This is a genomic window from Streptomyces sp. B8-7 (genome assembly GCF_058833805.1).
In genome coordinates this window covers 1,814,185-1,840,044 of sequence record NZ_JBYRRL010000001.1, presented here as the reverse complement: position 1 = coordinate 1,840,044, position 25,860 = coordinate 1,814,185, and the positions used below count along the sequence as shown (strand labels likewise).

At 74.6% G+C, this 25,860-nt stretch carries 25 protein-coding genes and 2 pseudogenes; 15 read left to right on the top strand and 12 right to left on the bottom strand.

Going from position 1 to position 25,860, the window contains the following annotated elements; all coding sequences use genetic code 11:
* Positions 1 to 2 precede the first annotated feature (2 nt).
* Together AC5K6T_RS07710 and AC5K6T_RS07705 are read left to right on the top strand one after the other, a co-directional pair.
* Positions 3 to 1,376 carry a M1 family metallopeptidase gene (locus AC5K6T_RS07710; RefSeq protein WP_493206796.1) on the top strand — a complete coding sequence of 458 codons (1,374 nt, stop codon included), beginning with the start codon at positions 3 to 5 and terminating at the stop codon, positions 1,374 to 1,376.
* 3 nt (positions 1,377 to 1,379) lie between these two features.
* Positions 1,380 to 1,787, top strand: a complete 408-nt coding sequence (locus AC5K6T_RS07705) for a YchJ family protein (protein WP_493206794.1) — start codon at positions 1,380 to 1,382, stop codon at positions 1,785 to 1,787.
* Between the two features lie 118 nt (positions 1,788 to 1,905).
* Here the strand turns inward: AC5K6T_RS07705 and AC5K6T_RS07700 are convergent, their stop codons facing one another.
* On the bottom strand, positions 1,906 to 2,607 hold the full coding sequence (locus tag AC5K6T_RS07700; protein WP_493206792.1) for a FadR/GntR family transcriptional regulator: 702 nt from the start codon (positions 2,605 to 2,607) through the stop codon (positions 1,906 to 1,908).
* Positions 2,608 to 2,756: 149 nt separating this feature from the next.
* Between AC5K6T_RS07700 and AC5K6T_RS07695 the strand changes: the two are divergent.
* Both AC5K6T_RS07695 and AC5K6T_RS07690 read left to right on the top strand, forming a co-directional pair.
* Positions 2,757 to 3,266, top strand: a pseudogene (locus AC5K6T_RS07695) (gluconokinase); the annotation flags it as partial.
* A 117-nt stretch (positions 3,267 to 3,383) separates the two neighbouring features.
* Positions 3,384 to 3,581, top strand: a pseudogene (locus tag AC5K6T_RS07690) (GntT/GntP/DsdX family permease); the annotation flags it as partial.
* Between the two features lie 142 nt (positions 3,582 to 3,723).
* On the opposite strand, the gene AC5K6T_RS07685 reads toward AC5K6T_RS07690, so the two are convergent.
* The 4 genes from AC5K6T_RS07685 to AC5K6T_RS07670 all read right to left on the bottom strand — a co-directional run bounded on the left by AC5K6T_RS07685 (position 3,724) and on the right by AC5K6T_RS07670 (position 8,053).
* Positions 3,724 to 4,347, bottom strand: a complete 624-nt coding sequence (locus AC5K6T_RS07685; protein ID WP_493206790.1) for a cytochrome b/b6 domain-containing protein — start codon at positions 4,345 to 4,347, stop codon at positions 3,724 to 3,726.
* On the bottom strand, positions 4,331 to 5,092 hold the full coding sequence (locus AC5K6T_RS07680; protein WP_493206788.1) for a molybdopterin-dependent oxidoreductase: 762 nt from the start codon (positions 5,090 to 5,092) through the stop codon (positions 4,331 to 4,333). Before AC5K6T_RS07680 ends, AC5K6T_RS07685 begins: the two co-directional genes overlap by 17 nt.
* A gap of 212 nt (positions 5,093 to 5,304) precedes the next feature.
* Positions 5,305 to 6,864, bottom strand: coding sequence for an APC family permease (locus AC5K6T_RS07675; RefSeq protein ID WP_493206786.1), 1,560 nt, complete (start codon positions 6,862 to 6,864; stop codon positions 5,305 to 5,307).
* A gap of 238 nt (positions 6,865 to 7,102) precedes the next feature.
* Positions 7,103 to 8,053 carry a hypothetical protein gene (locus tag AC5K6T_RS07670; protein ID WP_493206784.1) on the bottom strand — a complete coding sequence of 317 codons (951 nt, stop codon included), beginning with the start codon at positions 8,051 to 8,053 and terminating at the stop codon, positions 7,103 to 7,105.
* Between the two features lie 457 nt (positions 8,054 to 8,510).
* On the opposite strand from AC5K6T_RS07670, the gene AC5K6T_RS07665 reads away from it, so the two are divergent.
* The 6 genes from AC5K6T_RS07665 to AC5K6T_RS07640 all read left to right on the top strand — a co-directional run bounded on the left by AC5K6T_RS07665 (position 8,511) and on the right by AC5K6T_RS07640 (position 13,436).
* Positions 8,511 to 9,407 (top strand): DMT family transporter, encoded by an 897-nt coding sequence (locus AC5K6T_RS07665; RefSeq protein WP_493206782.1) that lies wholly within the window; start codon positions 8,511 to 8,513, stop codon positions 9,405 to 9,407.
* Positions 9,408 to 9,650: 243 nt separating this feature from the next.
* Positions 9,651 to 10,166 (top strand): NUDIX domain-containing protein, encoded by a 516-nt coding sequence (locus tag AC5K6T_RS07660; protein WP_493206780.1) that lies wholly within the window; start codon positions 9,651 to 9,653, stop codon positions 10,164 to 10,166.
* Positions 10,167 to 10,224: 58 nt separating this feature from the next.
* Positions 10,225 to 10,617 (top strand): YidH family protein, encoded by a 393-nt coding sequence (locus tag AC5K6T_RS07655; protein ID WP_493206778.1) that lies wholly within the window; start codon positions 10,225 to 10,227, stop codon positions 10,615 to 10,617.
* Positions 10,614 to 10,934: a DUF202 domain-containing protein gene (locus tag AC5K6T_RS07650; RefSeq protein ID WP_493206776.1), complete on the top strand. Its 321-nt coding sequence runs from the start codon at positions 10,614 to 10,616 to the stop codon at positions 10,932 to 10,934. The genes AC5K6T_RS07655 and AC5K6T_RS07650 overlap by 4 nt, the downstream gene beginning before the upstream one ends.
* Before the next feature lie 258 nt (positions 10,935 to 11,192).
* Positions 11,193 to 12,215, top strand: coding sequence for a phosphotransferase family protein (locus AC5K6T_RS07645; protein ID WP_493206774.1), 1,023 nt, complete (start codon positions 11,193 to 11,195; stop codon positions 12,213 to 12,215).
* A 6-nt stretch (positions 12,216 to 12,221) separates the two neighbouring features.
* The gene (locus AC5K6T_RS07640) at positions 12,222 to 13,436 is read left to right on the top strand and encodes an acyl-CoA dehydrogenase family protein (RefSeq protein WP_493206772.1); all 1,215 of its coding nucleotides are present in this window, start codon (positions 12,222 to 12,224) and stop codon (positions 13,434 to 13,436) included.
* A 270-nt stretch (positions 13,437 to 13,706) separates the two neighbouring features.
* Here the strand turns inward: AC5K6T_RS07640 and AC5K6T_RS07635 are convergent, their stop codons facing one another.
* Together AC5K6T_RS07635 and AC5K6T_RS07630 are read right to left on the bottom strand one after the other, a co-directional pair.
* A complete protein-coding gene (locus AC5K6T_RS07635) occupies positions 13,707 to 14,300 on the bottom strand; it encodes a TetR/AcrR family transcriptional regulator (RefSeq protein WP_493206770.1) in 594 nt (197 codons plus the stop codon).
* Between the two features lie 69 nt (positions 14,301 to 14,369).
* A complete protein-coding gene (locus tag AC5K6T_RS07630) occupies positions 14,370 to 15,134 on the bottom strand; it encodes an SDR family oxidoreductase (protein ID WP_493206768.1) in 765 nt (254 codons plus the stop codon).
* Positions 15,135 to 15,340: 206 nt separating this feature from the next.
* Between AC5K6T_RS07630 and AC5K6T_RS07625 the strand changes: the two genes are divergently transcribed.
* The 4 genes from AC5K6T_RS07625 to AC5K6T_RS07610 all read left to right on the top strand — a co-directional run bounded on the left by AC5K6T_RS07625 (position 15,341) and on the right by AC5K6T_RS07610 (position 20,010).
* Positions 15,341 to 16,588, top strand: coding sequence for an exo-beta-N-acetylmuramidase NamZ family protein (locus AC5K6T_RS07625; protein ID WP_493206766.1), 1,248 nt, complete (start codon positions 15,341 to 15,343; stop codon positions 16,586 to 16,588).
* Positions 16,589 to 16,759: 171 nt separating this feature from the next.
* On the top strand, positions 16,760 to 18,085 hold the full coding sequence (locus AC5K6T_RS07620) for a serine-threonine protein kinase (RefSeq protein WP_493207404.1): 1,326 nt from the start codon (positions 16,760 to 16,762) through the stop codon (positions 18,083 to 18,085).
* Positions 18,086 to 18,613: 528 nt separating this feature from the next.
* Positions 18,614 to 19,246 (top strand): hypothetical protein, encoded by a 633-nt coding sequence (locus tag AC5K6T_RS07615; RefSeq protein ID WP_493206764.1) that lies wholly within the window; start codon positions 18,614 to 18,616, stop codon positions 19,244 to 19,246.
* A 302-nt stretch (positions 19,247 to 19,548) separates the two neighbouring features.
* Complete coding sequence (locus AC5K6T_RS07610; protein WP_493206762.1) at positions 19,549 to 20,010, top strand: MaoC family dehydratase; 462 nt, start codon at positions 19,549 to 19,551, stop codon at positions 20,008 to 20,010.
* Positions 20,011 to 20,162: 152 nt separating this feature from the next.
* On the opposite strand, the gene AC5K6T_RS07605 is transcribed toward AC5K6T_RS07610, so the two are convergent.
* From AC5K6T_RS07605 to AC5K6T_RS07595, 3 genes are all read right to left on the bottom strand, one after another.
* The gene (locus AC5K6T_RS07605; RefSeq protein ID WP_493206760.1) at positions 20,163 to 20,789 is read right to left on the bottom strand and encodes a TetR/AcrR family transcriptional regulator; all 627 of its coding nucleotides are present in this window, start codon (positions 20,787 to 20,789) and stop codon (positions 20,163 to 20,165) included.
* Between the two features lie 108 nt (positions 20,790 to 20,897).
* Positions 20,898 to 21,143, bottom strand: a complete 246-nt coding sequence (locus AC5K6T_RS07600; protein WP_493206758.1) for a YiaA/YiaB family inner membrane protein — start codon at positions 21,141 to 21,143, stop codon at positions 20,898 to 20,900.
* A 60-nt stretch (positions 21,144 to 21,203) separates the two neighbouring features.
* Positions 21,204 to 22,355: an acyl-CoA dehydrogenase family protein gene (locus AC5K6T_RS07595; protein WP_493206756.1), complete on the bottom strand. Its 1,152-nt coding sequence runs from the start codon at positions 22,353 to 22,355 to the stop codon at positions 21,204 to 21,206.
* 89 nt (positions 22,356 to 22,444) lie between these two features.
* Here AC5K6T_RS07595 and AC5K6T_RS07590 point away from each other — a divergent pair, with 89 nt between their 5' ends.
* The gene (locus AC5K6T_RS07590) at positions 22,445 to 23,089 is read left to right on the top strand and encodes a TetR/AcrR family transcriptional regulator (RefSeq protein ID WP_493206754.1); all 645 of its coding nucleotides are present in this window, start codon (positions 22,445 to 22,447) and stop codon (positions 23,087 to 23,089) included.
* A gap of 141 nt (positions 23,090 to 23,230) precedes the next feature.
* Here AC5K6T_RS07590 and AC5K6T_RS07585 read toward each other — a convergent pair whose 3' ends face one another.
* Together AC5K6T_RS07585 and AC5K6T_RS07580 are read right to left on the bottom strand one after the other, a co-directional pair.
* A complete protein-coding gene (locus AC5K6T_RS07585) occupies positions 23,231 to 24,313 on the bottom strand; it encodes a Zn-dependent alcohol dehydrogenase (protein ID WP_493206752.1) in 1,083 nt (360 codons plus the stop codon).
* A gap of 115 nt (positions 24,314 to 24,428) precedes the next feature.
* A complete protein-coding gene (locus AC5K6T_RS07580) occupies positions 24,429 to 25,817 on the bottom strand; it encodes an aldehyde dehydrogenase family protein (RefSeq protein WP_493206750.1) in 1,389 nt (462 codons plus the stop codon).
* Between the last annotated feature and the right edge of the window lie 43 nt (positions 25,818 to 25,860).

Below are 25,860 nucleotides of genomic sequence, written 5' to 3'. Positions count from 1 at the left end.
AAGTGGCAGTGCAGCAGGCGGCGGGGCGGGACCCGTACTTCCCGGACAACGGCGATCCCCGCTACCGGGTGCATCGCTACGAGCTCGCGCTGGACTACCGGCCCGGTCCCAACCGGCTGTCGGGGACCGCGCGGATCAACGCCATAGCGGGGCGGGCGCAGCTCACGGAGTTCCAGCTGAACCTGGCCGGCTTCAAGGTCGGCCGGGTGCGGGTGGACGGGCGGCAGCCGCAGTACACGCACCGGGGCGGGCGGCTGCGGGTGCGGCCGGCGAAGCCGGTGCGGGCGGGTGCCGCGTTCACGGTGGAGGTGCACTGGTCGGGCAATCCGCGGCCGGTGAACAGCCCGTGGGGCCAGATCGGCTGGGAGGAGCTCGCGGACGGGGCGCTGGTGGCGAGCCAGCCCGTCGGGGCGCCGTCGTGGTATCCGTGCAACGACCGGCCGGCGGACAAGGCGTCGTACCAGATCTCGGTCACGACGCCGTCGGCGTACGCGGTGGTGGCGGGCGGCCGGCTGCTGACGCGGACGGCGAAGGCGTCGACGACGACCTGGGTGTACGAGCAGGCCGCGCCGACGTCCAGCTACCTGGTCGGGCTCGCGGTCGGCAAGTACCAGACGGTGCTGCTGGGCGATCCGGGGCCGGGCGGGGTGCCGCAGCACGCGCACATCCCGGCGGAGCTGCTGCCGGAGTTCTCCCGGGACTTCGCCCGGCAGCCGCAGATGATGGACGTGTTCCAGGAGCTGTTCGGTCCGTATCCGTTCGACGAGTACGCGGTGGTGGTGACCGAGGAGGAGCTGGACGTGCCCGTGGAGGCGCAGGGGCTGTCGCTGTTCGGGGCCAACCACGTGGACGGGGCGCGGGGCAGTGAGCGGCTGGTCGCGCACGAGCTGGCGCACCAGTGGTTCGGCAACAGCGTGTCCATCGCCGACTGGCGGCACATCTGGTTGAACGAGGGGTTCGCGAAGTACGCCGAGTGGCTGTGGTCGGAGCGTTCGGGCGGGCGTCCGGCGCAGCAGCTGGCGGCGGCGGCGCACCGGATGCTGTCGGGGCAGCCGCAGGACCTCAGGCTGGCGGACCCGGGCCGCAAGCTGATGTTCGACGACCGGCTGTACGAGCGGGGCGGGCTGGTGCTGCACGCGCTGCGGTGCGCGCTGGGGGACGACGCGTTCTTCCGGATGCTGCGCGGCTGGGCGGGCGGGCACCGGGGCGGGGCGGTGACGACTCAGGCGCTGCGGGCGCATGCGGCCCGGTTCGCGATGGAGCCGCTGGACGATCTGTTCGCCTCCTGGGTGTACGGCACGGCGCTGCCGCCGCTGCCCGCCCCGGGTCCCGGGGTGCCGTCGATGCCGTCGTATCCGCCGAGTGCAGGAGCCTGAAGCATGAGCGAGTCCGCCCGCCGTACGGGGCGTCCGGCGCGGTCCTCCGGGTGCCCGTGCGGGCTGCCGGAGCCGTACGAGGCCTGCTGCGGCCGTTTCCACACCGGGTCGGCCGAGGCGCCGACCGCCGAGACGCTGATGCGGTCGCGGTACTGCGCGTTCGTGCGGGGCGAGGAGGGCTACCTGCTGCGGACCTGGCATCCGCGGACGCGGCCGGCGCGGGTCGGCCTCGACCCGGGGATGCGCTGGACGGGGCTGGAGATCCTGGCGTCCTCCGGCGGTACGGCCTTCCACGCGTCGGGGACGGTGACGTTCCGGGCGTCGTACCGGGGTGGGTCGCTGCACGAGCGCAGCCGGTTCGAACGGGTGGAGGGGGCCTGGGTGTACGTGGACGGGGACTTCCTGGAGTAGGCACGGAGTGCCCGGCGCCCCGCGCCGCGGGGGCGGGCGCTCCCCGGCAGCCCGGGGCAGGGCTGCTGCCGGGGACCTGCCGGGGGCTGCCGGGGACCTGCCGGGAGGCGGACAGCCGCTACGGGGCCAGGATGTCGAGCTCCTGGAGGGCGCCGACGGTGATCCGCCGGGTGAGGTCCTCGGCCCGGTCGGCGTCGCGGGCGTGGACGGCCTCGGCCAGGCGGACGTGGAGGGTGACGGCCTCCGGGTCGGGGTCGTCGAACATGACGTCGTGGTGGGTGCGTCCGGTCAGCACCTCGGCGACGACGTCGCCGAGCCGGGCGAACATCTCGTTGCCGGACGCGGTCAGCACGATCCGGTGGAAGGCGACGTCGTGCAGGAGGTAGTCCTCCAGCTGGTGGCCCCGTGAGGTGGCGACCATGCCGAGGGCGCACTCGGTGAGCCGGGCGCACTGCTCGGCGGTGGCGTGCAGCGCGGCCAGACGGGCGGCCACGGGTTCCACGGCGGAGCGCAGCACGGTGAGCGAGCGCAGCTGGCGGGGGCGGTCGGCGCCGGCCAGGCGCCAGCGGATGACCTGCGGGTCGTAGACGTTCCACTCCGTCTCGTGCCGCACGGTGACACCGACCCGGCGACGGGACTCCACCAGGTGCATGGACTCCAGGACGCGGACGGCCTCGCGCATGACCGAGCGGGAGACGTCGAAGCGCTGGGCGAGTTCGTCGGTGCGCAGGACGCTGCCCGGCGGGTAGACGCCGGCGGTGATCTCGGGGCCGAGGGTGTCCAGTACCCGGCCGTGCAGCCCGCGGCCCGCTGTGCTCATGCGCACAGGGTACGAGGCCCGCCGCGCGAACAAAAAGTCAGACTTTTATGGCGCAGCTTCTTGAATTCGTCATACCTAATGGGTTTCAGTGGGGCGTCGTCGGACGTCGGAAGTCGGCGTCTCGTGTCGAGGAAGACAGCGAGGCAGTCATGCACACCCCCCACGTGGTCGTGGTCATGGGCGTCGCCGGAACGGGCAAGACCACCATCGGTCCGCTGCTCGCCGCCCGGCTCGGCGTCCCCTACGCGGAGGGTGACGCGTTCCATCCGCCGGCCAACATCGCCAAGATGTCGGCCGGCGTCCCGCTGGACGACGCGGACCGGTGGCCGTGGCTGGACGCGATCGGCGCCTGGGCGCTCGGCAGGGCCGGACTCGGCGGCGTGGTCAGCGGTTCCGCGCTGAAGCGGGCCTACCGTGACCGGCTGCGGGCGGCCGCGCCCGGGATCGTGTTCGTGCACCTGACCGGGGACCGCGCCCTGATCGAGGACCGCATGGCGCGGCGCACCGGCCACTTCATGCCCGCTGAGCTGCTCGACTCCCAGTTCGCCGCGCTGCAGCCGCTGGAGGCGGACGAGGCGGGTGTCGCGGTGGACGTCTCCGGCAGCCCCGAGGACATCACCGAGCGCGCCCTGCGGGCTCTGGGCGCCCCGCCGGGACCCGCCGGACCTGCGGGCCCCGCCGGACCTGCGGGACCCGGCGGACCTGCGGGACCCGGCGGACCTGCGGGACCTGCCGATCCCCTCGGTCCCGCGGGTCCCGCGGTGTAGGCGAAGGCCACCCACGCGGCCCTGCTGGTGCTCGCCGTCGGCGCCGGATCCCTCTTCTTCAGCCACGTCAACGACGCCGGGTTCTGGCTGGTGAAGGAGTACTTCGGGCTGAGTGTCGGCCAGACCGTCAAGACCTGGTCCCTGATGGAGACGGTCATCTCGGTCGTGGCCGGCGGCATGGTGATGCTGCTGTCGCTGGTCCTGTAGGGCCAGGACGGCGTCGACGCAGGCCGGTGCCGAGGCCCGGACGGCCTGCCCTGCCCGGCCTCACGGACCGCACGCCCCACGCCGCCCGCCCCACGCCGCCGCGCCCCGCGCCCTCCGTGAGCGCACTGCCGGAGGCGTGGGGTCAGGGCCGCCACAAGGGGTGTTCACGCTCGGCCCAGTCCCGGCTCACCCGGCCCGTGCGCAGGCCGCGGCGGGCCTCGGGGTCGGCGAGGGCCATCCCGATGTGACCGGCCAGCACCACCCCGACGGTGAGGGCGAGCCAGTCGTGGACGAACGTCGCGCCGGTCCGCCAGCGCAGCGGGGTGAGGTGGGTGAACCACATCAGCAGCCCGGTGCCCAGCATGACGAGGACGGCACCCGCGATCCAGGCGGCGTAGATCTTCTGCCCGGCGTTGAACTTGCCCGCCGGACGGGCCGACGGCCGCCTGTCGCGGCGCAGCACCGCCCGCAGCCAGACCCGGTCGTGGGAGCCGAAACGGTTCAGCCTGCCGAGGTCGGCGCGCAGGGCTCGGGAGACGAGGCCCGCGAGCAGGGGCAGGGGCAGCGCCAGGCCCGTCCACTCGTGCACCTGGACCAGCAGCGCCCGGCGGCCCACCAACTGGGCGAGCTCGGGGACGTAGAGGCAGGCGGCCGTCAGCACGCACACGCCCATCAGTACGGCCGTCGTGCGGTGCACCCAGCGCTCGGCGGGGGTGAAGCGGGCGAGCCCGGTCCCCGGGGCGGGGGCGTCAGTCCGTGGGGGCATCGTCACGTCCGTTCGACCGGCCGACCCACGCGTCCACGTCGTAGCCGCGCTTCTCCCAGTAGCCGGGGCGCACGTCGTCGGTGACGGTGATGCCGGAGAGCCACTTGGCGGACTTGTAGAAGTACATGGGCGCCACGTAGAGGCGGACCGGGCCGCCGTGGGCGTGGCCCAGGTCCTCGTCCTGCATGCGCAGCGCGACCAGGACGTCGGAGCGGCGGGCCTGGTCGAGGGTCAGGCTCTCGGAGTAGGTGCCGTCGAAGCAGGTGAAGCGGACCGCGCGGGCGGTGGGCCGTACGCCGGCCGCGTCCAGCAGCCGGGAGAGGCGCACCCCTTCGAAGGGCGTGTCGGGGACCCGCCAACCGGTGACGCACTGCACGTCGCGGACCAGCCGGGTCTGCGGCATGGCGCGCAGCTCGGCGAGGGTGTGGGAGGCGGGGCGGTCGACGAGGCCGTCGACGCTGAGGCGGTAGTCGCGGGCACCGCGGTGCGGGACGGAGGTGGCGACCGAGTAGTAGCGGAAGCCGCCGCCGTTGGGCAGCAGCCCGGTCAGGCCGGTGGGGTCCCGGTCCGCGGCGCCGGCCAGCAGGGACTCCAGACCGCGTTGCAGCGGGGGCGCGGCGACGACGCCGAGGGCGCCCAGGCCGAGGGTGCCGAGGAGGACACGGCGGCCGATGGGCCGGCCGCGCGGCTCCTCGCGTTCGGGCGGTTCGGGCGGCTCGGGGGGTTCGGGCGGCTCGGGGTTCACCTTCCCATTCGAGCACCCGCGCCCCCGGTGGGGCCAGGGTGGGCGGGTGCCCGTCAGAGTTCCGTAAGGCGGCCGGGAGGACGGGGCGCGCCGTCCGCCCCGCTCCTCGGCCGGTGCGCGGCCGGTGCGCGGCCGGTGCGCGGCCGGCGCGCGGCCGGCGCGCGGCCGGCGCGCGGCCGGCGCGCGGCCGGCGCGCGGCCGCTACGGGCCCGTCAGTCGGCGGTCTCGGCCGCCTTGTCCAGCTGGAACGCCTCGTTGCCGAGCCCGATGCGGGCGTGCGCCTCGGGTGCGCGGGAACGCAGCAGCAGACCGTGGACGAGGCCGACGACGAGGGCGAGGCCGATCACGGCGGGCGGGATCCAGTTCAGGAGGGAGTCGGGTCCGGCGCCGATCAGGACGTCGAGGTCCTTGATCGTGTAGCCGGCGATGACGAGCAGGGCGAGGCCGGCCACCGCGGAGGCGGCCAGCCGCCAGGCCTGGGCGCCGGCCGCGCCGCGGCGCACGAAGAACACGACGACGGAGAAGGACGCGGTCGCCATCAGCAAGGTAACGCCGAGCGCGCCGGTGTTGCCGGCCCAGGTGAACAGGTGCAGGACGGGCGCGGTGGGGTCGCCGGCCGGCTGGTCGTCGGTGACGGCGAAGGCGACGACGACGAGCAGGGCGATCACGGTCTGCAGCAGGGAGCCGGTGCCGGGGGCGCCGCTGGCACCGGTGGTACGGCCGAAGACGGACGGGAGCAGGCCTTCGCGGCCCATGGCGAAGGCGTACCGGGCGACGACGTTGTGGAAGCTGAGCAGGGCGGCGAACATGCCGGTGACGAACAGGACGTGCATGACGTCGGTGAAGGTGCCGCCGAGCCGGTCCTCGGTGAGGACGAAGAGCAGCCCGGCGCTCTCCTTCCGGGCGGCCGGGACGATCCCGGCGGGGCCGGTGGCCACCGTCAGCGCCCAGGAGCTGAGGGCGAAGAAGACCGCGACGAAGCCGACGGCGAGGAACATCACGCGCGGTACGAGGACATGCGGGCGGCTGGTCTCCTCGGCGTAGACGGGGGCCTGCTCGAAGCCGGTGAAGGCGGCGATGCAGAAGCACAGGGCGGTGCCGAGACCGACGCCGGTGAGGGTGTCGGGGTTGAAGGCGTGCAGCGACAGGCCCTCGGGGCCCGGGTCGCCGACCGCGGCCACGTCGAAGATCACGACGAGGGCCAGCTCGATCAGCAGCAGCACACCGAGCAGCCGGGCGTTGACGTCGATCTTCAGCCAGCCGAGGGCGCCGACGGCGGCGACGGCCAGCAGCGCCGGTATCCACCAGGCCACTTCGGCGTCGGCGTAGGTGGCGAGCAGTCCGGAGACCTCGAAGCCGAAGATGCCGTAGATGCCGACCTGCAGGACGCTGTAGGCCACGAGGGCGACGCAGGAGGCGCCCGCCCCGGCGGTGGGGCCGAGGCCACGGGATATGTAGGCGTAGAAGGCGCCGGCGTTGTGTACGTGCCGGCTCATCTCGGCGTAGCCGACGCTGAACAGGATCAGAGTGACGCCCAGGGCCACGAAGATCAGGGGCTGGCCGACGACGCCCATCACCGCGAACGCCGTGGGCATGACACCCGCGACGACCATGAGGGGGGCGGTGGCCGCCAGGACGGACAGCAGCAGGCCGCCGGTGCCGAGGCGGTCGGCGCGCAGGGCGCGCTCCTGGCCCTTGAAGGTGCTGATACCCGCGGCGGTACCGGAGGAGGAGCTGCCGGGGGCGGTGGTTCTCGAACTGCCCGTTGTCATCGGGGGATGTCCTTTCGGGGGGCCGAGGGGGTCGGGGCCGGGCGGCCGGGGGCCGAGGGGTCGGGGCCGGGCGGGACTCGGTCGGGGACCTGTCCGGTGGACCCGGACGGGGCGCGTGCGGGCTCGGAGGGGCTGTACGGGCGGGGCGTGGGCCGTGCGGGCGGGGCGTGCGGGCGGGCCGTGCGGGCGGAGCGTGCGCTGTACGTGCGGGCGGGGAGGTGGCGGACGGGCAGGCGGTTCAGCCGGTGCCCAGCGCGGCGGCGCGCGCGACGAGGAAGGCGGTGCAGGGGTCGCGGTCCGGATAGGACCAGGGCTGGGCGGTGACGTACGCGCCGATGCGGTGGAACAGCGCCGCCGCCTCGGCTCCGCGCCCCTCGCAGGACTTGGCGTGGGCGAGGAAGTTGAGGTCGACCAGGCGGCGCGGGTGGCCCTCGTGCTCCCACTCCAGCCACCAGTCGAAGGCGGCCTTCATCACCTGCCGCGCCCTGCGGCCGACCCAGTGGCCGGACGCGGCCGGGTCGGGGCTGAGGTGACCGGCGGCGGCGAGCACGCGGTAGCGCTCGGTGTGTGCGACGACCGGCAGGATGGCCAGCGGTGAGTCGGCGGGCGCCTGCTCGGCGGCCCAGTTGGCGAAGTCGTACACCTCGTGCAGGGGGTCCGCGCCGTCCTGCACCCGGACCTCGGCGAGCCGGGCGACCATCAGGTGGTGGGCCTGGTGGTGCTCGGTGTGGCGGTGGCGGACCTCGTCGAAGGCGCGGGCCGCGTCCTGGTCGCCGCCACGCTCGCGCTCCAGCATGAGCAGCCCCAGCCACGGGGTGGGGTCGTCGGGCAGCAGCGCGGCGGCGGCCCGGCAGGCGTCGCGGGCCCGGTCCGGCTTCTCCCGGCCGGCCAGGGCGCGCTGCACCCGGGCGACGGCGAGGAGGACCGAGGCGTCGGCGGACTCGGGCTCGGCCAGCCGCCACTCGTGTGCCCAGGCGGCGCTGTGCCGCTCCGCGGCGAGGACGGCGACGCGGTGGCCGCGGCGGTCCCAGTCGTCGCCGGTCTCCGCCAGCAGGGTGCGGGCGACCTGCCAGCGGCCCTGGTTGAGCGCGGTGCGCGCGGCGGCGAGATCGGTGTCGTCGAGCGCCGCGTCGAGGGTCTGGGACGAGCGCTTGCGGCCGCGGCCCAGGGGTGGCGGGGGTGGTGACACCGAGGGACATCCTCAGACGATGAAGCGGAACCGGACATGCCGAAGGACCGGTGACGAGGAGGAGGGCCGCCCCCGTCATCAGCCGATCACGCGCAGTCAACCGGCAGCCGGTGTACGCCGTCAAGTGCGACCGGGGCGTGACACGGGTCAACTCTTGTGACTCCAGAGTCAGTTGTGACGCACGAGGTGACATGGAGGGCGACATTCCCCGCATGTCGGAGCGGATGGATGTGGCGTACGTCATAGCGCCGACCGGTTTCACCCCCGACCATGGCAGGGACGGCCGTGCCGCAGCCCGGATCCCACCGGACGCGCCGCGGCCCGCGTACGGCGCCCCGCCCGGGCACACCCCGGGCTCCGGCAGGCGCCCCGGGGAGCCCCTCGCACCCGCTCCCGGCCCAGCGGCCCGCGGCCCCACCCGCGGCCGGCTTCCAGAAGATCCCGAGGTATGCACAGCGTGTCCGTTCTGGTCCTGCTTCTCGCCGTCGGTGCCGCGTGCTGCCTGGGCTTCGGGTTCGTCCTGCAGCAGAACGCGGCCCAGCGGGCCCCGCGCGGCGACTTCCTCTCCCCCCGGCTGCTGCTCGACCTGATGCGGATGCCGCGCTGGCTCGGCGGCATCGCGCTGATGGTGGTGGGCATGGCGCTGGGCGCGGCCGCCCTCGGCCAGGGCGAGATCTCCTTCGTGGAGCCGCTGCTCGCCACCAACCTGCTCTTCGCCCTCGCCCTGTCCCGGCGCCAGACCCGGCAGCCGCTCGGCCGGCAGGGCTGGGCGGGTCTGGCGCTGCTCGCCGGCGGGGTGACCGCGTTCATCGTGGCGGGCGAGCCCCGTGGCGGTGCGGTCGTCACCGACCCGGTGCGGCCGTTTCTGATCATCGGGCCGATGGTGGGTCTGGCCCTGCTGCTCACCGCGGGCGCCAAGCGCTCCCGGACCGGTTCCGGCCCCGCCCTGCTCGCGCTCGCCGCCGGGCTCCTCTACGGCGTCCAGGACGCCCTCACCCGGGTCAGCGGGGAGCGCTTCTCCTCCGGCGGCTTCGCCGAGCTGCTGACCGGCTGGCAGCCGTACGCCGTGCTGCTGCTCGGTGTGACGGGCCTGCTGCTCGTGCAGAGTGCCTTCGAGACCGGTTCCCTGCGGGCCTCGCTGCCCGCGCTGACCGCCGCGCAGCCGCTCGCCGGCATCCTGTGCGGGGTCGTCTTCCTCGGCGACCGGCTGCACACCGACGCGGGCGCCCTGGCCTGGGAGGCGGCCGGCCTCACCGCCGTGGTCGCCGGCATCGTGCTGCTCGGCATGCACCCGGCCATGCCCCGGGGCTCGGCCGCCCCCGTCCCCGCGCGGCTGGCCCTGCAGACGCGCTGAGCGCCACCGGGCGGACCCGGCCGCGGCACGGGGCCGGGACCGGGGCGGGTACGGCTGCGGGCCGGCACGGGGCGGGGTGGGTACGGCTGCGGGTCGGCACGGGACGGGGCGGGTACGGCTGCGGGCCGGCACGGGACGGGGTGGGTACGGCTGCGGGCCGGCACGGGACGGGGCGGGTACGGCTGCGGGCCGGGACAGGGCGGGTACGGCTGCGGGCCGGGCGGGCTCTGGTTGGATGACCCCATGGACGCTGCTGAGGAGATCCTCGACGTCGTCGACGAGCACGACCGGGTCGTCGGCCGCCGCCCGCGCGGGGAGGTGTACGCCGGCGGACTGCGCCACCGGTGCGTGTTCATCGAGGCCCGGGACGCGGCGGGCCGGGTCTTCGTGCACCGGCGCACCCCCACCAAACTGGTCTTCCCCTCCCTGTACGACATGTTCGTGGGGGGCGTCGTCGGCGCGGGCGAGAGCTACGACGAGGCCGCGCTGCGCGAGGCCGAGGAGGAGCTCGGGGTGAGCGGGCTGCCCCGCCCCGACTTCCTGTTCAAGTTCCTCTACGAGGACGGCGCCGGGCACAGCTGGTGGTCGGCCGTGTACGAGGTCCGCTGCGAGCTGCCGGTGCACCCGCAGGCCGAGGAGGTCGCCTGGCACGGCTTCCTCACCGACGGGGAACTGCGGGCTCGGCTGCCGGAGCGGGAGTGGGTGCCGGACGGCCTGGCGGCGTACGAGCGGCTGCTGGAGCACCGCTCGCCGCGCTGAGCGGGCGGCGCCGGGCGGGTCGCGGCCCCCGGTACCGCCACCGGATAGGGTCCTGCGCGTGATCGAACTCGTGCGGAACGTCCGGATGTGGTTCGCGCCCGAGCGGATCCGCGCCGAAGGCGAGACCCCCGACTACCGGTTCTCCCTCGCCAACGAGCGGACCTTCCTGGCCTGGCTGCGCACCGCGCTGGCGCTGATCGGCGGCGGCTTCGCGGTGGACCAGTTCCTGCCGGACCTGCGCTGGGGGTGGCGCGTCGGCCTCGCGCTCGCCCTGCTCGGGGCGGGCGTGCTGTGCTCGCTGCGCGCGGTCAACCACTGGGTGCGGTGCGAGCGGGCCATGCGGCACGGCGAGGACCTGCCCGCCTCCCGGTTCCCGGCGGTGCTGAGCTTCGTCGTCGCGGTGGTGGCGCTGGCGATGGTGGTCGTGGTGCTCGTCGGGTGGGAGGGATGAGCGGCCCGGCCCCCGACCGCGACCCCGGGCTGCAGCCCGAGCGGACCCGGCTGGCGTGGCGCCGTACGACACTGGCCTGCACGGTGGCCTCCGTGCTCGGGGTGCGCACGACGCTGCGCGGGGGCGTCACGGCGGGCTCGGCCCTGGCGTGCGCGGCGTGCTGTCTGCTGTGGCTGGGTTTCCTGCTGGTCGCCCACCACCGCATCCGCGCGCTGTCGGCACCCGGGGTGCCCGCCGCCCTGAGCGCCCGCCGGGCCACGGCGGCGACCGCGTGCGCCGTCGCCCTGGCGGTCTGCGCGACGGCCCTGGTGTTCTGAGGCCGGGCCGGGTGTCCCGGGGACGGCCTCCGCGCCCGCCGGGCGCCTGGCGGCCCCGCGGACCGGCAGTCGACCGCGCCGGGCGGCGGACGCCGCGCACCGGCCGGTCCGCCGGTGTGACGCGAGCGCGTCACCGCGCGGTCGGCACGGCGTGGCGCCGATCACGTTCGCCGCTCCCCCTGGACGGCATACCGACCGGTCGGCATCATGAGTGCAGTTCATTTTCCATCCACTGTTCATTCGCACCGAGGAGCGACGATGGCAGCCGACCACCCGCCCGGACTCGACCTCGACCGGCTGCGCACCCTGCTGGAGCGGGAGCGCCCCGGGCTCGCACGGGGCGCGCTGACCGGCCGGCTGATCGAGGGCGGCCGCTCGAACCTGACGTACGAGGTCACCGACGGCTCCTCGAAGTGGGTCGTCCGGCGTCCCCCGCTCGGCCACGTCCTGGCCACCGCGCACGACATGAAGCGCGAGCACCGGGTGATCAGCGCCCTGCACCCGACCCGCGTACCGGTGCCCGCCCCGGTGCTGCTGTGCGAGGACGAGGAGGTGCTGGGCGCGCCGTTCTACGTCATGGAGTTCGTGACCGGGACGCCCTACCGCAGCGCCGAGCAGCTGGCCCCGCTGGGTGAGCGGCGCACCCGGGCGGCGGTGCTGTCCCTGGTGGACACCCTCGTCGAGCTGCACTCCGTGGACCCGGCCGAGGTGGGCCTGGCGGAGTTCGGGCGGCCCGAGGGGTTCCTGGACCGTCAGCTGCGCCGCTGGGGAAAGCAGCTGGACGCCTCCCGCAACCGCGAGCTGGCCGGCGTCGACGAACTGCACGCGGCGCTCGGCCGCGCGCTGCCGGCCTCGCCCGCGCCGGCCGTGGTGCACGGCGACTACCGGCTGGACAACGTCCTCGTCGACGACGAGGACCGGATCCGCGCCGTCCTCGACTGGGAGATGTCGACACTCGGCGATCCGCTGACCGACCTCGGCCTGCTGGTGATGTACAGCGAGCCGCTGGCGCTGCCGGACTCCCCCGTGAGCACGACCGCCGCGGCGCCCGGGCACCCCTCCCCGGCCGAGCTGGTCGAACGGTACGCGGCGCGCTCCGGCCGGGACGTCTCCGCGGTGTCCTGGTACACGGCGTTCGCCTGGTTCAAGCTCGCCGTGATCCTGGAGGGCATCCACTACCGCTACACGCTGGGCCAGACGGTCGGGAAGGGCTTCGACCGGATCGGCGACCTGGTGCCGGTGTTCATCGAGCACGGACTGACCACGCTTCAGGAAGGCTGACGGGACATGGACTTCGCGTACGACGCACGCACCGAGGACCTGCGCGGCAGACTGCTCGCCTTCATGGACGAGTACGTTCATCCGGCCGAGCCGGTGGCCGAGGAGCAGCGCGCCGCGCTCCGCTCACCGTGGGACACCCCGGCGGTGGTGGAGGAACTGAAGGCACAGGCACGCCGCCGGGGACTGTGGAACCTGTTCCTGCCGGACGCCGAGCACGGTGCCGGGCTCACCAACCTCCAGTACGCCCCGCTGGCGGAGATCACCGGCCGCTCCCCGCAGCTGGCGCCGACCGCGCTGAACTGCGCGGCCCCGGACACCGGGAACATGGAGGTGCTGGCGCAGTTCGGCGACGAGCGGCAGAGGAAGCAGTGGCTGGAGCCGCTGCTGGCCGGTGAGATCCGGTCGGCGTTCGCGATGACCGAGCCGGAGGTGGCCTCCTCGGACGCCACGAACATCACCACGCACATCGAACGCGACGGCGACGAGTACGTCATCACCGGGCGCAAGTGGTACATCTCCGGCGCGATGAGCCCGGACTGCCGGATCTTCATCGTGATGGGCAAGACGGACCCGGACGGGCCGGACCCGCGCCGGCAGCAGTCGATGGTGCTCGTGCCGCGGGACACACCGGGGGTCACGGTCAGCCGGGCCATGCGGGTGTTCGGCTACGAGGACCATTACCACGGCGGCCACGCCGAGGTGGTCTTCGACCACGCGCGCGTGCCGGTGTCGAACCTCATCGGCGAGGAGGGCGGCGGCTTCGCCATCGCGCAGGCCCGTCTCGGGCCGGGGCGCATCCACCACTGCATGCGGCTGATCGGCATGGCGGAGCGGGCCATCGAGCTGATGTGCCGCCGCGCGGTGTCGCGGACGGCGTTCGGCAAGGCGCTGGCGCAGCAGGGCGTGGTCCACAACTGGATCGCGGACGCGCGGGTCACCGTGGAGCAGCTGCGGCTGCTGGTGCTGAAGACGGCCTGGCTGATGGACACCGTGGGCAACAAGGGCGCGCACACGGAGATCCAGGCCATCAAGATCGCCACCCCGCGGGCGGTGGTGGACATCCTCGACCGTGCGATCCAGCTGCACGGCGCGGGCGGAGTGAGCCAGGACCTCCCCCTCGCCGAGCTCTACGCGGGCGCCCGCACCCTGATGATCGCCGACGGCCCGGACGAGGTGCACCAGCGCTCACTCGCCCGCCGGGAACTGAAGAAGTACCTCTGACCCCGCGGCGACGCGGTTCCCCGCGCCCGACGGGGCGCGGGCAACCGCGCGCCCGGCCACGACGCGACCCGCACCCCAGCGGCGACAAGGACCCGCCCCCAAGGGGCGCAGGGAACTGCGCGACCAACCACAACGCAACCCACACCCGTACGACGGCCGAAACCCCCCCGACGGGGCGCGGGCAACCGCGCGCCCGGCCACGACGCGACCCGCACCCCAGCGGCGACAAGGATCCACCGTCAACAGAGCCCCCCGCGGAGCCGGGCCCGCTCAGGGCCGCAGCGCACGCAGCAGAAGGTCCGCGAGGTGGTCGGCGAGCTGCTGCGGACTCATCGGCCCGTCGGGCCGGTACCACGTGGACAGGTGGTGGACGGACCCGAAGTGGTAGTCCACCACCAGGTCCGCGGGCGTGGCCGTGGAGAACACGCCGGCCTCCTGTCCCTCCTCGATCAGCGCCCGGAACCGCTCGTGGTACCGCCGCCGCTCGGCCCGTACCTGCTTGTTCTTCTCCGGACTGAGATGGTGCATGGACCGGAAGAAGATCGACGCGTCGTCGAGGTTCTCGATCGTGGTGACGACGACGTCCGCCGCGGCGCCCCGCAGCCGCACCTCGATCGGCTCGTCGGCGTTCGCGAACGCGTCGAGCCGCTCCTGCTGGACGCGCAGCACGCGCGCGTACACCTCGTGGAGCAGGTCGTCCTTCGAGCCGAAGTAGTGGTACAGGGCGCCCTTGGTGACACCGGCCGCCTCCACGATCTCCTGCACGGAGGTGCGGTCGTACCCCTGCTCGGCGAAGAGACGCGTGGCGGCGGCCAGGAGCCGCTGCGGCACCGGTGTGCCGTCCCCGTCCGTCGTTCTGGCCACTGCCGCCACCTGCCTTTCCGTTCACGTGGTGCGGGAAGTTCCCCGACGGGAGATCTTCGCACGGCCGGATCAGGTGCCCGTCTCCCAAGCGCGCTGGACCCGGTTCATGCCGCCCAGCCAGCGGTCGGGGTCGGTGGCGCGGGCCTGGTAGTACCTGGCGACCTCGGGGTGCGGCAGGATCAGGAAGCGGTCGTCCTCGATGCCCTTGAAGAGGGCGTCGGCGACGTCGTCCGGGTCGATCGCGGTGGGCACGAGCACCAGGTCGCCCGCGCTGCCGGTGGCCGTGAGCATGTCGGTGCGGACGCCCTGCGGGCAGATCGCGTGGACCTTCAGGCCGCGGTGGCGGTAGGTGAGCGACAGCCACTCCGCGAAGGCGTAGGCGCCGTGCTTGGTGACGCTGTACGGCGCGGCGCCGATCATGGTGAGAAGTCCGGCGGCGGAGACGGTGGAGACGAAGCGGCCCTCGCCGCGCTCCAGCCAGTCCGGGAGCAGGGCGCGGGCCGCGCGGACGTGGGCCATGACGTTGACGTCCCAGGCGAGGTCCCAGACGTCCTCGTCGGCGGCCTCGGAGCCGGCCGAGCCGACTCCGGCGTTGGCGCAGTAGACGTCGACGGTGCCGCCGAGCGCGTCGCGGGCCTCCTCGACGATCAGGGAGGCGTCTCCGGGGACGGCGACGCCGCCGATCTCCTCGGCGACGGCCGCGGCCTTCGCGGTTTCGAGGTCGTTGACGACGACCCGGGCCCCCGCGCCGGCGAAGCGGCGGGCGAGCGCGGCGCCGATACCCCCGCCCGCTCCGGTGACGACGACTCGGGCGTCCTGCACGGCTTCCACCATCGGTCTCCTTCGGCACACGGTGTCGGCGGCCGCGGCGGGCTTCCGGGGCGCGGCACAGCGCCAGACTAACCGGTCGGTATGTGCCAGGGAAGGGTCTGCCGCCGGGGGCCACCGGAGGGACCCCCACGGCAGGTCCCGTTCCGCGCGACGGGCCCGGCCGCTAGCGTGCGCGTGAGCATGCCACCTGCCGCAACGAGGGAGGCCGCATGAAGCTGTCCAGACGAGGTCTGCTCGCCTCCACGGCGGCGGCAGCCGCCGCGCCGACGCCCGCGGCCGGCGCGGCAGCGGCTCACGCCCGGCACCGACACCCGCTGCGCACCGGGTTCGAACGGCTCGCCGCGGACGGATACGCGCCCCTGGCGGGCCAGAAGGTCGGCGTCGTCACCAACCCCACCGGCGTCACCCGGGACGTGCGCCACATCGTGGACGTCATGCACGCCGACGACCGCGTGGACCTCAGGGCCGTCTTCGGCCCCGAGCACGGCTTCCGCGGCACGGCGCAGGCGGGCGGCTCCGAGGGCCGGCACGACGACCCCGCCACCGGACTGCCGGTCCACGACACCTACCGCAGGAGCGGCGCGGCGCTGGCGGAGGTGTTCACCGCCTCCGGCGTGGACACGGTCGTCTTCGACATCCAGGACGTCGGCGCGCGCTTCTACACCTACATCTGGACCCTGTACGACTGCATGGAGGCGGCCGGCCTGGCCGGGAAGCGGTTCGTCGTCCTGGACCGGCCCAACCCGGCCGGCGGGCGCTCCGCGGAAGGTCCGGTGCTGCACCGGGAGTTCGCCAGCTTCGTCGGACGCCGGCCCGTGGCACAGGCCCACGGCATGACCGTCGCGGAGCTCGCGCTGCTGTTCAACGGGGAGTTCCTGGCCGAGCCGGTGCCGCTGGAGACGGTACGGATGTCCGGCTGGCGGCGCTCGGACCCTCCCGGCCGCACCGGGCTGCCGTGGGTGCCGCCCAGCCCCAACATGCCCACCCCCGACACCGCGCTGGTGTACGCCGGGACCGGCCTGTTCGAGGGCACCAACCTCTCCGAGGGGCGCGGCACGACCCGGCCGTTCGAACTGCTGGGCGCGGACGGCCTGGACGGGCGCTGGGCCGCCGCCGTGAACGCCCTGGACCTGCCCGGTGTGCGGTTCCGGGAGGCGTACTTCACTCCGTCCTTCTCCAAGTTCCAGGGCACGACCGTCGGCGGGGTGCAGCTGCACGTCCTCGACCGGGCCGCCTACGACCCCGTACGTACCGGGATCGCGCTGCTGGTGACGGCCCGGCGGGTCTGGAGCGGGTTCACGTGGCGAGCCGACCGATGGATCGACAGGCTCACCGGCTCCGCCTGGGTACGGACCGCGATCGACGCGGGCGCCGGCACCGACGAGGTCGTCGCGGGCTGGCAGGACGACCTGGCCGCCTTCCGCCGGGTGCGGCGGGAGTACCTGCTGTACCGGTGAGCCTGCGGCGCCCGCACGCCGCCGCACCGTGACGTATGGCCAACCGGACGCTCCGGCAGGACGATGCGCCCGACCGCGTGCCGTCCGGGGGGGACGAGGAGGAGGCCCGTCATGGCACAGAACTCGGATCCGACGCAGACGCCGCAGGCCGCGCAGGCCACGCGGACACGGATGAGTGTGGCTCCATACTGGGAACTCACCTTCGACGCGGACGGCGACCCCGACGCGCACCGCCGGGAGCGGTTCCTCGCGGAGGTGGCGCGCCGCGGCACCAGGGACCTCGTGGTGTTCGCGCACGGCTGGAACAACGACCGCCCGACGGCCACCGCCCTCTACAGCCGCTTCCTGGAGCCGTTCCCGAGCCTCGCGCCGCGAGCGGCCCTCGGGTACGCGGGCGTGGTGTGGCCGTCCATGCGGTTCCCCGACGAGCCGATCCCGGACTTCCCCCGCGCCCTCGTACCGGGGCCGTCCGGTGTGTCGCTGGACGAGGCCACCCGGCGGGCCCTGCTCGGGACGTTCCCCGGCCACGCCGACGCCGTACGGCGGCTCGCGGAGCTGCTCGGCCGGCCGGCGCACGGCGGCACCGAGCTGACCGAGTTCGGCCGGCTGGCGCGACTGCTCGCGGCGGACGGGGAGCGGCCGGACGGCCCGCGGGAGCCGGCCGGCGCCGCCCGCTCGGACGCCGCGGCCGACACCTGGCCCGGTTCCGGCGCGGACGGTGCGCCGGGCCTGCTGACCCGGCCCGTCGCGGAGGTCTGCGAGGAGCTCGCGCGCGGGCTCGCCGCCTGCGCCGCACCCGGCGACGCGGCCTCCTTCTCGCTTCCGGACCCGTGGGACGGGGCGCGCGAGCTGCTGCGGCAGGCGAGCTACCACGCCATGAAGCGGCGGGCGGGGACGGTGGGCGAGCGCGGGCTGGGCCGGCTGCTCGGGCAGCTCGCGGCGACCGCGCCGCGGGTGCGGGTGCACCTGGTCGGGCACAGCTTCGGCGCCCGGCTGGTGGCGTTCGCGCTGCGCGGGCTGCCGCACGGGGTGCGCACCGTGAAGTCGGTGACGCTGCTCCAGGGCGCCTTCTCGCACTATGCGTTCGCCGCCCGGCTGCCGCACGACCCGGGCGGGCGCGGAGCGCTGCACCGGCAGCACCTGCGGGTGGACGGACCCGTGGTGTGCTGCCACTCCCGGCACGACTCGGCGCTGGGCACCATGTACCCGCTGGCCTCCCGCACGGCGGGCGACGACCGCGGCCTCACCGGGTTCGGCCTCGGCCGCGCCCTCGGCCCCCGCTGGGGTGCCGCCGGCTACGACGGACTCCGGGCCGTGCCGGGTGCGCACGGCTGCGCGCTGCCGGACGTCGCGGCGGGCCGGCTCCCCGTCTCGGGCTGCGTCAACGTCGACGCGTCGTCCGTGGTGCGGCGCGGCGGGCCGCCCTCCGGGGCGCACAGCGACATCGTGCACCGGGAACTCGCGCAGGTGGTGGTCGCGGCGGGCCGCATCGGGTGACGGCGGACCGGCGCGACGCCCTGTCCGGGAGGGCACGGGCCCGAAGGGGCGGGGACAGGCCCGAAGGAGCGGGGACAGGCCGTGGCCGCCCCCGCCGGCCCCCGCCGCCCCGGCCGGCCCGTGCCGGCCGGGGCGGCCCGTGCCGGCCGGGGCGGCCCGGCGGAGCTGCGGAAGGCGGTGCCGGGGCCGGCCGGCCCGGAAGGCCCGGAAGGCCGAGACAAGAGACCGGCGATGACGGCGCATACGGATGCCGCCTTCAGGAACTCGACGACCCCCCGAGGAGTTCTCAGTCTGACGAGCAGGTTGTGTGGGAGGTGCCGGGCACCTCCCACCGGCGGGAGTACCCGGAGTACGTCACCGGAACCCCCGCCCGGGAAGATGAACACGCGTCAGATTTCTGGCTGTACGGCGGGGGACGGGAATCGGGAGGGAGCCGAATCGTATGTCGATACGTCTATTCGGCGACGTCCGTACGAAGACGCCGAACTGACCGAAGTACAGGTGCAGATGTGACGGAGGTGCAGGGCGATGGCCGGATTCCGGAGTCTTGCGAGACAGGTGCGCGACCCGCGGTGCGATCTGGCGCTGCGGCGCTACTCCCTGCGCAAGTGCCTCGAACGATTCGCCCCCTACGGACACCGGGCGACCTGGGACCATCTGTGTTCACGGGCCGGCTTCGGCCCGGAGGACCGGTCCCCCGACCCGGCGCGGCTCGTGGCCGCGCTGGAGGAGCTGGAAGAGGCGCGAGCGGTGTGGCTGGGCTATGAGGCGGGGTTCGCCGAGCGCCGGAGGAGGGAGAAGCAGGACGGGCTGCGCCGGCCGGGCAGCGTGGACGACTGGCACCGGCTGACCTGGGGCGGCTTCGGTGTCGCCTGGTGCGAGGACCCCGGGGTGCACCCCGCCGAGCCGCTGGCCGAGGTGCTGCGCCGGATCATCACCGCGCTGGAACGCGAGCCGGGGACGACCTGCCCGGTGTGCGACGGCGAGCGGCTGGTCTGGATGTACGAGCTGGCCCACGAGCCGTCGTCCGGGCCGGTCTGCGTGGACTGCGGCATCCTCGTGCCGCGCCCGCTGCTGACGGCGGCCGCGCTGGCGGGCACCCGACGGGGGCGGCGGCTGGTCCCCGCCCAGGACCGCAGCCCGCTGCCCGTCTCCGCCTGACGGCAGCAGGCCCCGCCCGCGGCTGCGGCACTGCGGCACTGCGGCGTCCGGAGGATCAGGGCCGCGGGGCGGGGCTCAGGAGGCGGGTCGGTGGCCTGGATGCTCCGGACATGCCGCGGCGCTCGGCCGCCGGGGCGTGGGTCGCGCGGGCGGCCGGGGGGAGAGCCGCCCGCGGGCCCGGCCGGGGCCGGGATCCGCCGGGATGCCGGGGGCGGTCCGTTGACAGCAGGCCCCGACCCGACCATGCTAAGCAGTTGCTTAGACAGGTGACCGTGCGAGGCGCAGGGAAGGCCGGGGACGACATGGCAGAGCCGAGGATCTTCACGTCCGTCGACGAGCTCAGGGCGGCCGTCGGTGAGCAACTGGGGTACACCGACTGGCTGGAGGTCGACCAGAAGCGGATCGACCTGTTCGCCGAGGCCACCGGGGACCACCAGTGGATCCACGTGGACCCGGAGCGGGCCGCCTCGGGCCCCTTCGGCACCACCATCGCGCACGGCTACCTCACGCTGTCCCTGCTGCCGCTGTTCGGCCCGCAGCTCATCGCCGTCGAGGGCGTGAAGATGGGCGTCAACTACGGCACGAACAAGGTCCGCTTCCCCGCTCCCGTCCCCGTCGGCTCCCGGCTCCGCGCCACCGCGGCCATCACCGCCGTGGAGGACGTCCAGGGCGGCGTCCAGGTCTCCGTGGCCTTCGTGGTGGAACGCGAGGACGGCGACAAGCCCGTGTGCGTCGCCGAGTCGGTGTCCCGCTACTACCTCTGAGGCACCCCTCAAGGGGGCGCGGGGAACCGCGCGACCGCCCACCACAGCGCCGCGGCCGGCCGGCACCGGCCGAGGCACGAGCGCGGGCTCAGGCTCCGGCTCCGGCTCCGGCTCCGGCTCCGGCAGGGCACGCAGCCCGGCTCAAGCCCGGCTCAGCGCCCCGCGCCCACCATCCGCAGCACGAGGTCGGCGTACAGCGCGCCGACCTCCTCCGGCGTACGGGCCCCGCCCACGTTGAACCAGCGCGCCACGTCGATGCACAGGGAGAGCACCGCGAGGGTCGTCCCCTGCACGTCGGGCACGTCGAACTCGCCCGACGCCACCCCGTCCTGGATGATCCCGCGCACCTCCGCGTCGACCTGCCGGCGCAGCCCGAGAATCTCGGCGCGCGCGTCGGGCCCGAGCGAGTCGAGCTCGTACTGCACGACCCGCGCGGTCGTGCGCCCGCCGGCGTGCCACCGCACGAAGGAGCTCACCGCGTCGGCGAGCCGCTCCGTCGCGGACCCCTCGCGCCGGGCCGCCGTACGGAGGATCTCCAGGGCCTTCTCGTGCCCGATGCGGCTGATGCGGTGGAGGAGCTCCTCCTTGGTCTTGTAGTGGATGTAGAGCGCGGCCGGGCTCATGCCCGCACGACCGGCGATGTCCCGGGTGGTCGTGGCGTGGTACCCGCGCTCGGCGAAGGCCTCCACCGCGGCCACGAGCAGCCGCCGGGCCGCGTCGGGCGTGACCTCGTCCCACCCCTGCGGCTCGCCGCCGGTGGTCTCCTCCGCCGTACTCATCGCTCGATCGCCCCTCTCGCTCACCGAGGCACCACCATACCCCCGCGGGTGAGCGGCCGCTTAGCGCGCTGGCCCCGCGCTCCGGGCCGGGAAGGGCGACCCGGCCGGTCAGGGCTTCTGGAACGGGTGCGGGACCGGCCGCTGCGCCTCCTGCCGGTCCCGGATCACCTTGGCGAGGGTGAAGGCCGACGTGACGAGGTAGAGGACGGCGACCCCGAGGAAGGCCCGGACCCACGGGCCGACCTCCAGCTGGTAGATCCCGACGGCGGTGGCCGCCATGGCGACGGAGAAGGAGGCGACGGCCTGCCCGTGGAAGGCGGCCGTGTTCTGCGGCTTGCCGGATGTGTCACTCATGGGCCCGATGGTCGCCGGGCCGCCCCCGCGCCACATCCGCTCGGATACTCAGCCGGGTACTCAGAACGCCGAGACCCCGGTCAGGGCGCGGCCGATGAGCAGCTTCTGGATCTGGCTGGTGCCCTCGTAGAGGGTCATCACCCGGGCGTCGCGCAGAAGTTTGCCGACCGGGTACTCGTCGATGTACCCGTAGCCGCCGAAGACCTGCAGTGCGTTGTTGGCGGCGCGCACGGCGGCCTCCGAGGCGAAGAGCTTGGCCTTGGAGGCCTCCACGGCGAAGGGCCGGCCGCGGTCGACGAGGTCGGCGACGCGCCAGGTCAGCAGCCGCGCCGCGTCCACGTCGAGGGCGATGTCGCTGATCAGCTCCTGGACGAGCTGGTGGTGGGCGATGGGCCGGCCGAACTGCTCCCGCTCCCCTGCGTGGCGGACGGCCGCGTCCAGGGCGGCCTGGGCGATGCCGACGCAGCCCGCGGCCACCGACATCCGGCCCTTGGACAGGGCGGACAGGGCGACGGAGAAGCCCTTCCCCTCCTCCCCCAGCATCGCGGAGGCGGGCACCCGGACGCCGTCGAGGACGAGCTCCGCGGTGGCCTGGCCGCGCAGGCCGAGCTTGCCGTGCACGGCGCGGCGGGTGAGGCCGGGGGTGTCCGCCGGGACCAGGAAGGCGCTGACGCCCCGGTGGCCCGGCGCCTCGGTGGAGCGGGCGAAGAGCAGGACGACGTCGGCCCAGGTGCCGTTGGTGATGAACATCTTGGTGCCGGTGATGACGTAGTCGTCGCCGTCACGGACGGCCCGGGTGGTGAGGCTGCCCGCGTCGGAGCCGGTGCCCGGTTCGGTGAGGGCGAAGCAGCCGACGGACGCACCCGAGGTCAGACCGGGCAGCCAGCGCCGCTTCTGCTCCTTCGACCCCCGGGCGGCGACCGTCTTGGCGACGAGGCCGAGAGAGACGGAGACGATGCCGCGCACCGAGGAGTCTCCGCGTCCCAGCTCCTCGGTGACCAGGCAGTAGGACAGGTGGTCACCGCCGGAGCCGCCGTACTCCTCGTCGACGGTCAGCCCGAGGAAGCCCACCTCGCCGAGCTTCTTCACGATGCCGCGGTCGACCTCCTCGGCACGGTCCCAGGCGGCGGCGTGCGGGGCGACCTCGCGCTCCACGAAGTCCCGGGCCAGCCGGCGAACGGCGGCTTGCTCCTCGCTGAGCTCCAGGTTCATGCCGAGTCACCCCACAGAGAACGGACCGTGCGCCACGCGCCGATAAATTAGCACTGCTAGTTTACTGATGCAGCCCTACTATGTGCGCCATGGCCCGACCGCGCAAGCCCCTTCTCAGCACCGACCGGATCGTCGCCGCGGCGCGGGAGCTCGTGGACGCGGAGGGGCTCGCCGCGGTCTCCACCCGCCGGCTCGCCGCCGAGCTCGGTGTGAGCGGGCCGTCGCTCTACAACCACTTCCGCACCAAGGACGAGATCCTGGAGGCCGTCGCCGACTCGGTCAGCGGCCAGGTCGACCTGTCGATGTTCGAGGACGGCCGGGACTGGCGGACCGCGCTGCACGACTGGGCCGTCTCCTACCGGGCCGCGCTGCGCGACCACCCGAACATCGTCCCCGTTCTCGCCCGCGGCCCCGGCCGCCGTCCCGCCGCGCTGCGGCTCGCCGACGCCGCCTACGGTGCGATGGTCGAGGCCGGCTGGCCGCCGCCGCAGGCCACCTCCATCGGCGCCCTGATGCGGTACTTCGTCATGGGCTCCGCCCTCGGCTCCTTCGCCGGCGGCTTCGTGGACGACGAGAGCGCCTACGACCCCGCCGACTACCCCCACCTCGGCCAGGCCCACCTGCTGTCCGAACTCCAGGAGAAGATCGACGAACGGGCCTTCGAGACGGGGCTGACCGCCCTGCTGGACGGGCTGGAGCAGCAGTACGCGCGGGTGGCGCGGGCCGCCCGGTGAGGCCCGCGCAGCGCCCGGGGGGCTGCCGGGCGCTGCGCGACCGCCCCCGCCCGCGCGGCGGGCGGGACGGCGGACGCCCCTCACGGCCGGCGGGCGGGACGGTGGACGCCCCTCACGGCCGGCGGGCGGGACGGTGGACGCTCAGAACACGACGAGGGCGCGCCCGCCCTTGCCGGCCAGCATGTTCTCGAACGCCGCCGGGATGCCGTCCAGGCCGATCCGTTCGGTCACCAGGGACGCCAGGTCCAGGCGGCCGGCGCGGGCGTGCCCGGCGAGGACGGGCAGGTCGCGGGCGGGGTCGGAGTTGCCGTAGACGCAGCCCGACAGCGTGCGGCCCCAGTGGAAGATCTCCAGCGCGTTGAAGGTGACCTGCTGCTCCTTGCCGCCGATGCCGACGACCGTGGTGCGGCCGCCGCGACGGGTGGACTCCCAGGCGGCGCGGATGGTGACCGCGCGCCCCACGCACTCGACGGCGACGTCGACGCCCTGCCGGCCGGTCAGGGCGCGGACCGCGCGCGGCGTGTCCTCGGAGGCGAGGACGAAGTCCGTGGCGCCCGCGGCGCGGGCCAGTTCCTCCTTCGCCGGGGAGACGTCCACGGCGACGATCCTGGACGCACCCGCGATCCGGGTGGCCTGGAGGGCGGCCAGCCCCACTCCGCCGGCGCCGAAGACGGCCACCGTCTCCCCCTCGCGGACCCGTGCCGAGTGGTGCACGGCACCGTAGCCGGTCAGGACGGCGCAGCCGAGGAGGGCCGCGTCGGTGAGGGGGATGCCGGGCGGGGCGGGCAGCGCGCAGGCCGCGGACACCACGGTCTCCTCGGCGAACGCGGCCACGTTCAGCCCGGGGTGCAGGTCGGTGCCGTCGGCGGTGCGGGCGTGCACGGCGGCGACGCCGTTCAGGGCGTTGGCGCACAGCCACACCTCGCCGCGTGCGCAGGCGGGGCAGGTCCCGCAGGACGGGGCCCAGTTGAGGACGACGCCGTCGCCGGGGCCGACATGGGTGACCCCCTCACCGACGGCGACGACGGTGCCGGCGCCCTCGTGGCCGAGGACGGCGGGTACGGGCACGCGCATGGTGCCGTCGGACAGCGACAGGTCGGAGTGGCAGACCCCGGCGGCGGCGAGCCGGACCCGGACCTGGCCGGGACCCGGTTCGGGCAGGTCGATGCCGGTGATCTCCAGCGGGGCGCCGATGGCGGGCAGGACGGCGGCGCGGACGGTCATGACGAGCGACTCCCTGGGAACCGTGGGGACGTGGCCGGCGAGGCCGGGGGCGGACTCGGCACAGCTCGGGCCCGCGCGGGGCCGGACCGGGCTGCACAGCGCAGCGGGGTGCTGCTCAGAACTGGAGGGACTTGGTCTGGAGGTACTCGGCCAGGCCGTGTGCGCCGAGTTCGCGGCCCACGCCGGACTGCTTGTAGCCGCCGAAGGGGGCGAGCGGGTTGAAGCGGCCGCCGTTGATGTCGACCTGGCCGGTGTCCATGCGGCGGGCGAAGGCGGCGGCCTCGGCCGCGTCGCCGGCCCAGACGGCGCCGGCCAGGCCGTAGACCGTGCCGTTGGCGATGCGGAGGGCGTCGTCCTCGTCGGTGTAGCGGAGGACGGACAGGACCGGCCCGAAGATCTCCTCCCGGGCGACGGCCATGTCGGGTGTGACGTCGGCGAAGACGGTGGGGCTGACGAAGTACCCCTTCTCACGCGGGGGTTCGGCGCCGCCGGCGACGAGGCGGGCGCCCTCGGCGACGCCGCGGCCGATGTGGCCGCGCACGCGTTCGCGCTGGGCCGCGCTGACCAGGGGGCCGATGCGGTCGGCGTACTTGGCCGCCGCGGTGACGGCCAGTGCGACGGCCTCGTCGTACTGCGCGGTGTGGACCAGCATGCGGGTCCAGGCGCTGCACGTCTGGCCGGAGTTGGACATCACGTTGGCGACGCCGACGTTGACGGCCCTGGCCAGGTCGGCACTCGGCAGGATCACGTTGGCGGACTTGCCGCCGAGTTCGAGCGCCACGCGCTTGACGGAGCCGCCCGCCAGGGCACCGATGCGCCGGCCGACCGCGGTGGAGCCGGTGAAGGACACCATGTCGACGTCACCGTGCTCGGCCAGGGCCTGCCCGGCGACCGGGCCGCGGCCGGTGACCAGGTTGAACACGCCTGCGGGCAGGCCCGCTTCGTGGACCGCGTCGGCGAAGAGCTGCGCCGTCAGCGGGGTGTCCTCGGCGGGTTTGAGCACGACGGTGCAGCCGGCCGCGAGGGCGGGGGCGGCCTTGGCGACGATCTGGTGCAGGGGGTAGTTCCACGGGGTGATCGCGGCGACCACACCGACCGGCTCCTCCAGGACGGTGGAGTTGCCGACCTCGTACTCGAAGGCGTGCTCGGCCGCGAGGTCGGCGTAGGACCCGGCGACGGCGATCGGCACCGCGGCGTGGACCTTCTGCGAGAGGGCCGGCGGCGCGCCGAGTTCGGCGGTGACCGTCTCGGCGATCTCGTCGCGGCGGGCGTGCAGGACGTCGCGCAGTGCGGCGAGGCGGGCGGCGCGGGCCGCCGGGGGTGTCGCGGCCCATCCGGGCAGGGCGGCGCGGGCGGCGCGCACGGCGGCGTCGACGTCCTCGGCGGTGCCTGCCGGGACGCGCGCGATGACCTGCTCGTCGGCCGGGTCCACCACGTCGATCACGTCCCGGCCCGCGGCAGGGCGCCAGGCACCGTCGATGTACATGCCGTCCTGGGCCTTCATGGCCTACCTCCCGAGATCGCGGCGACATCCACCACCTAAACTA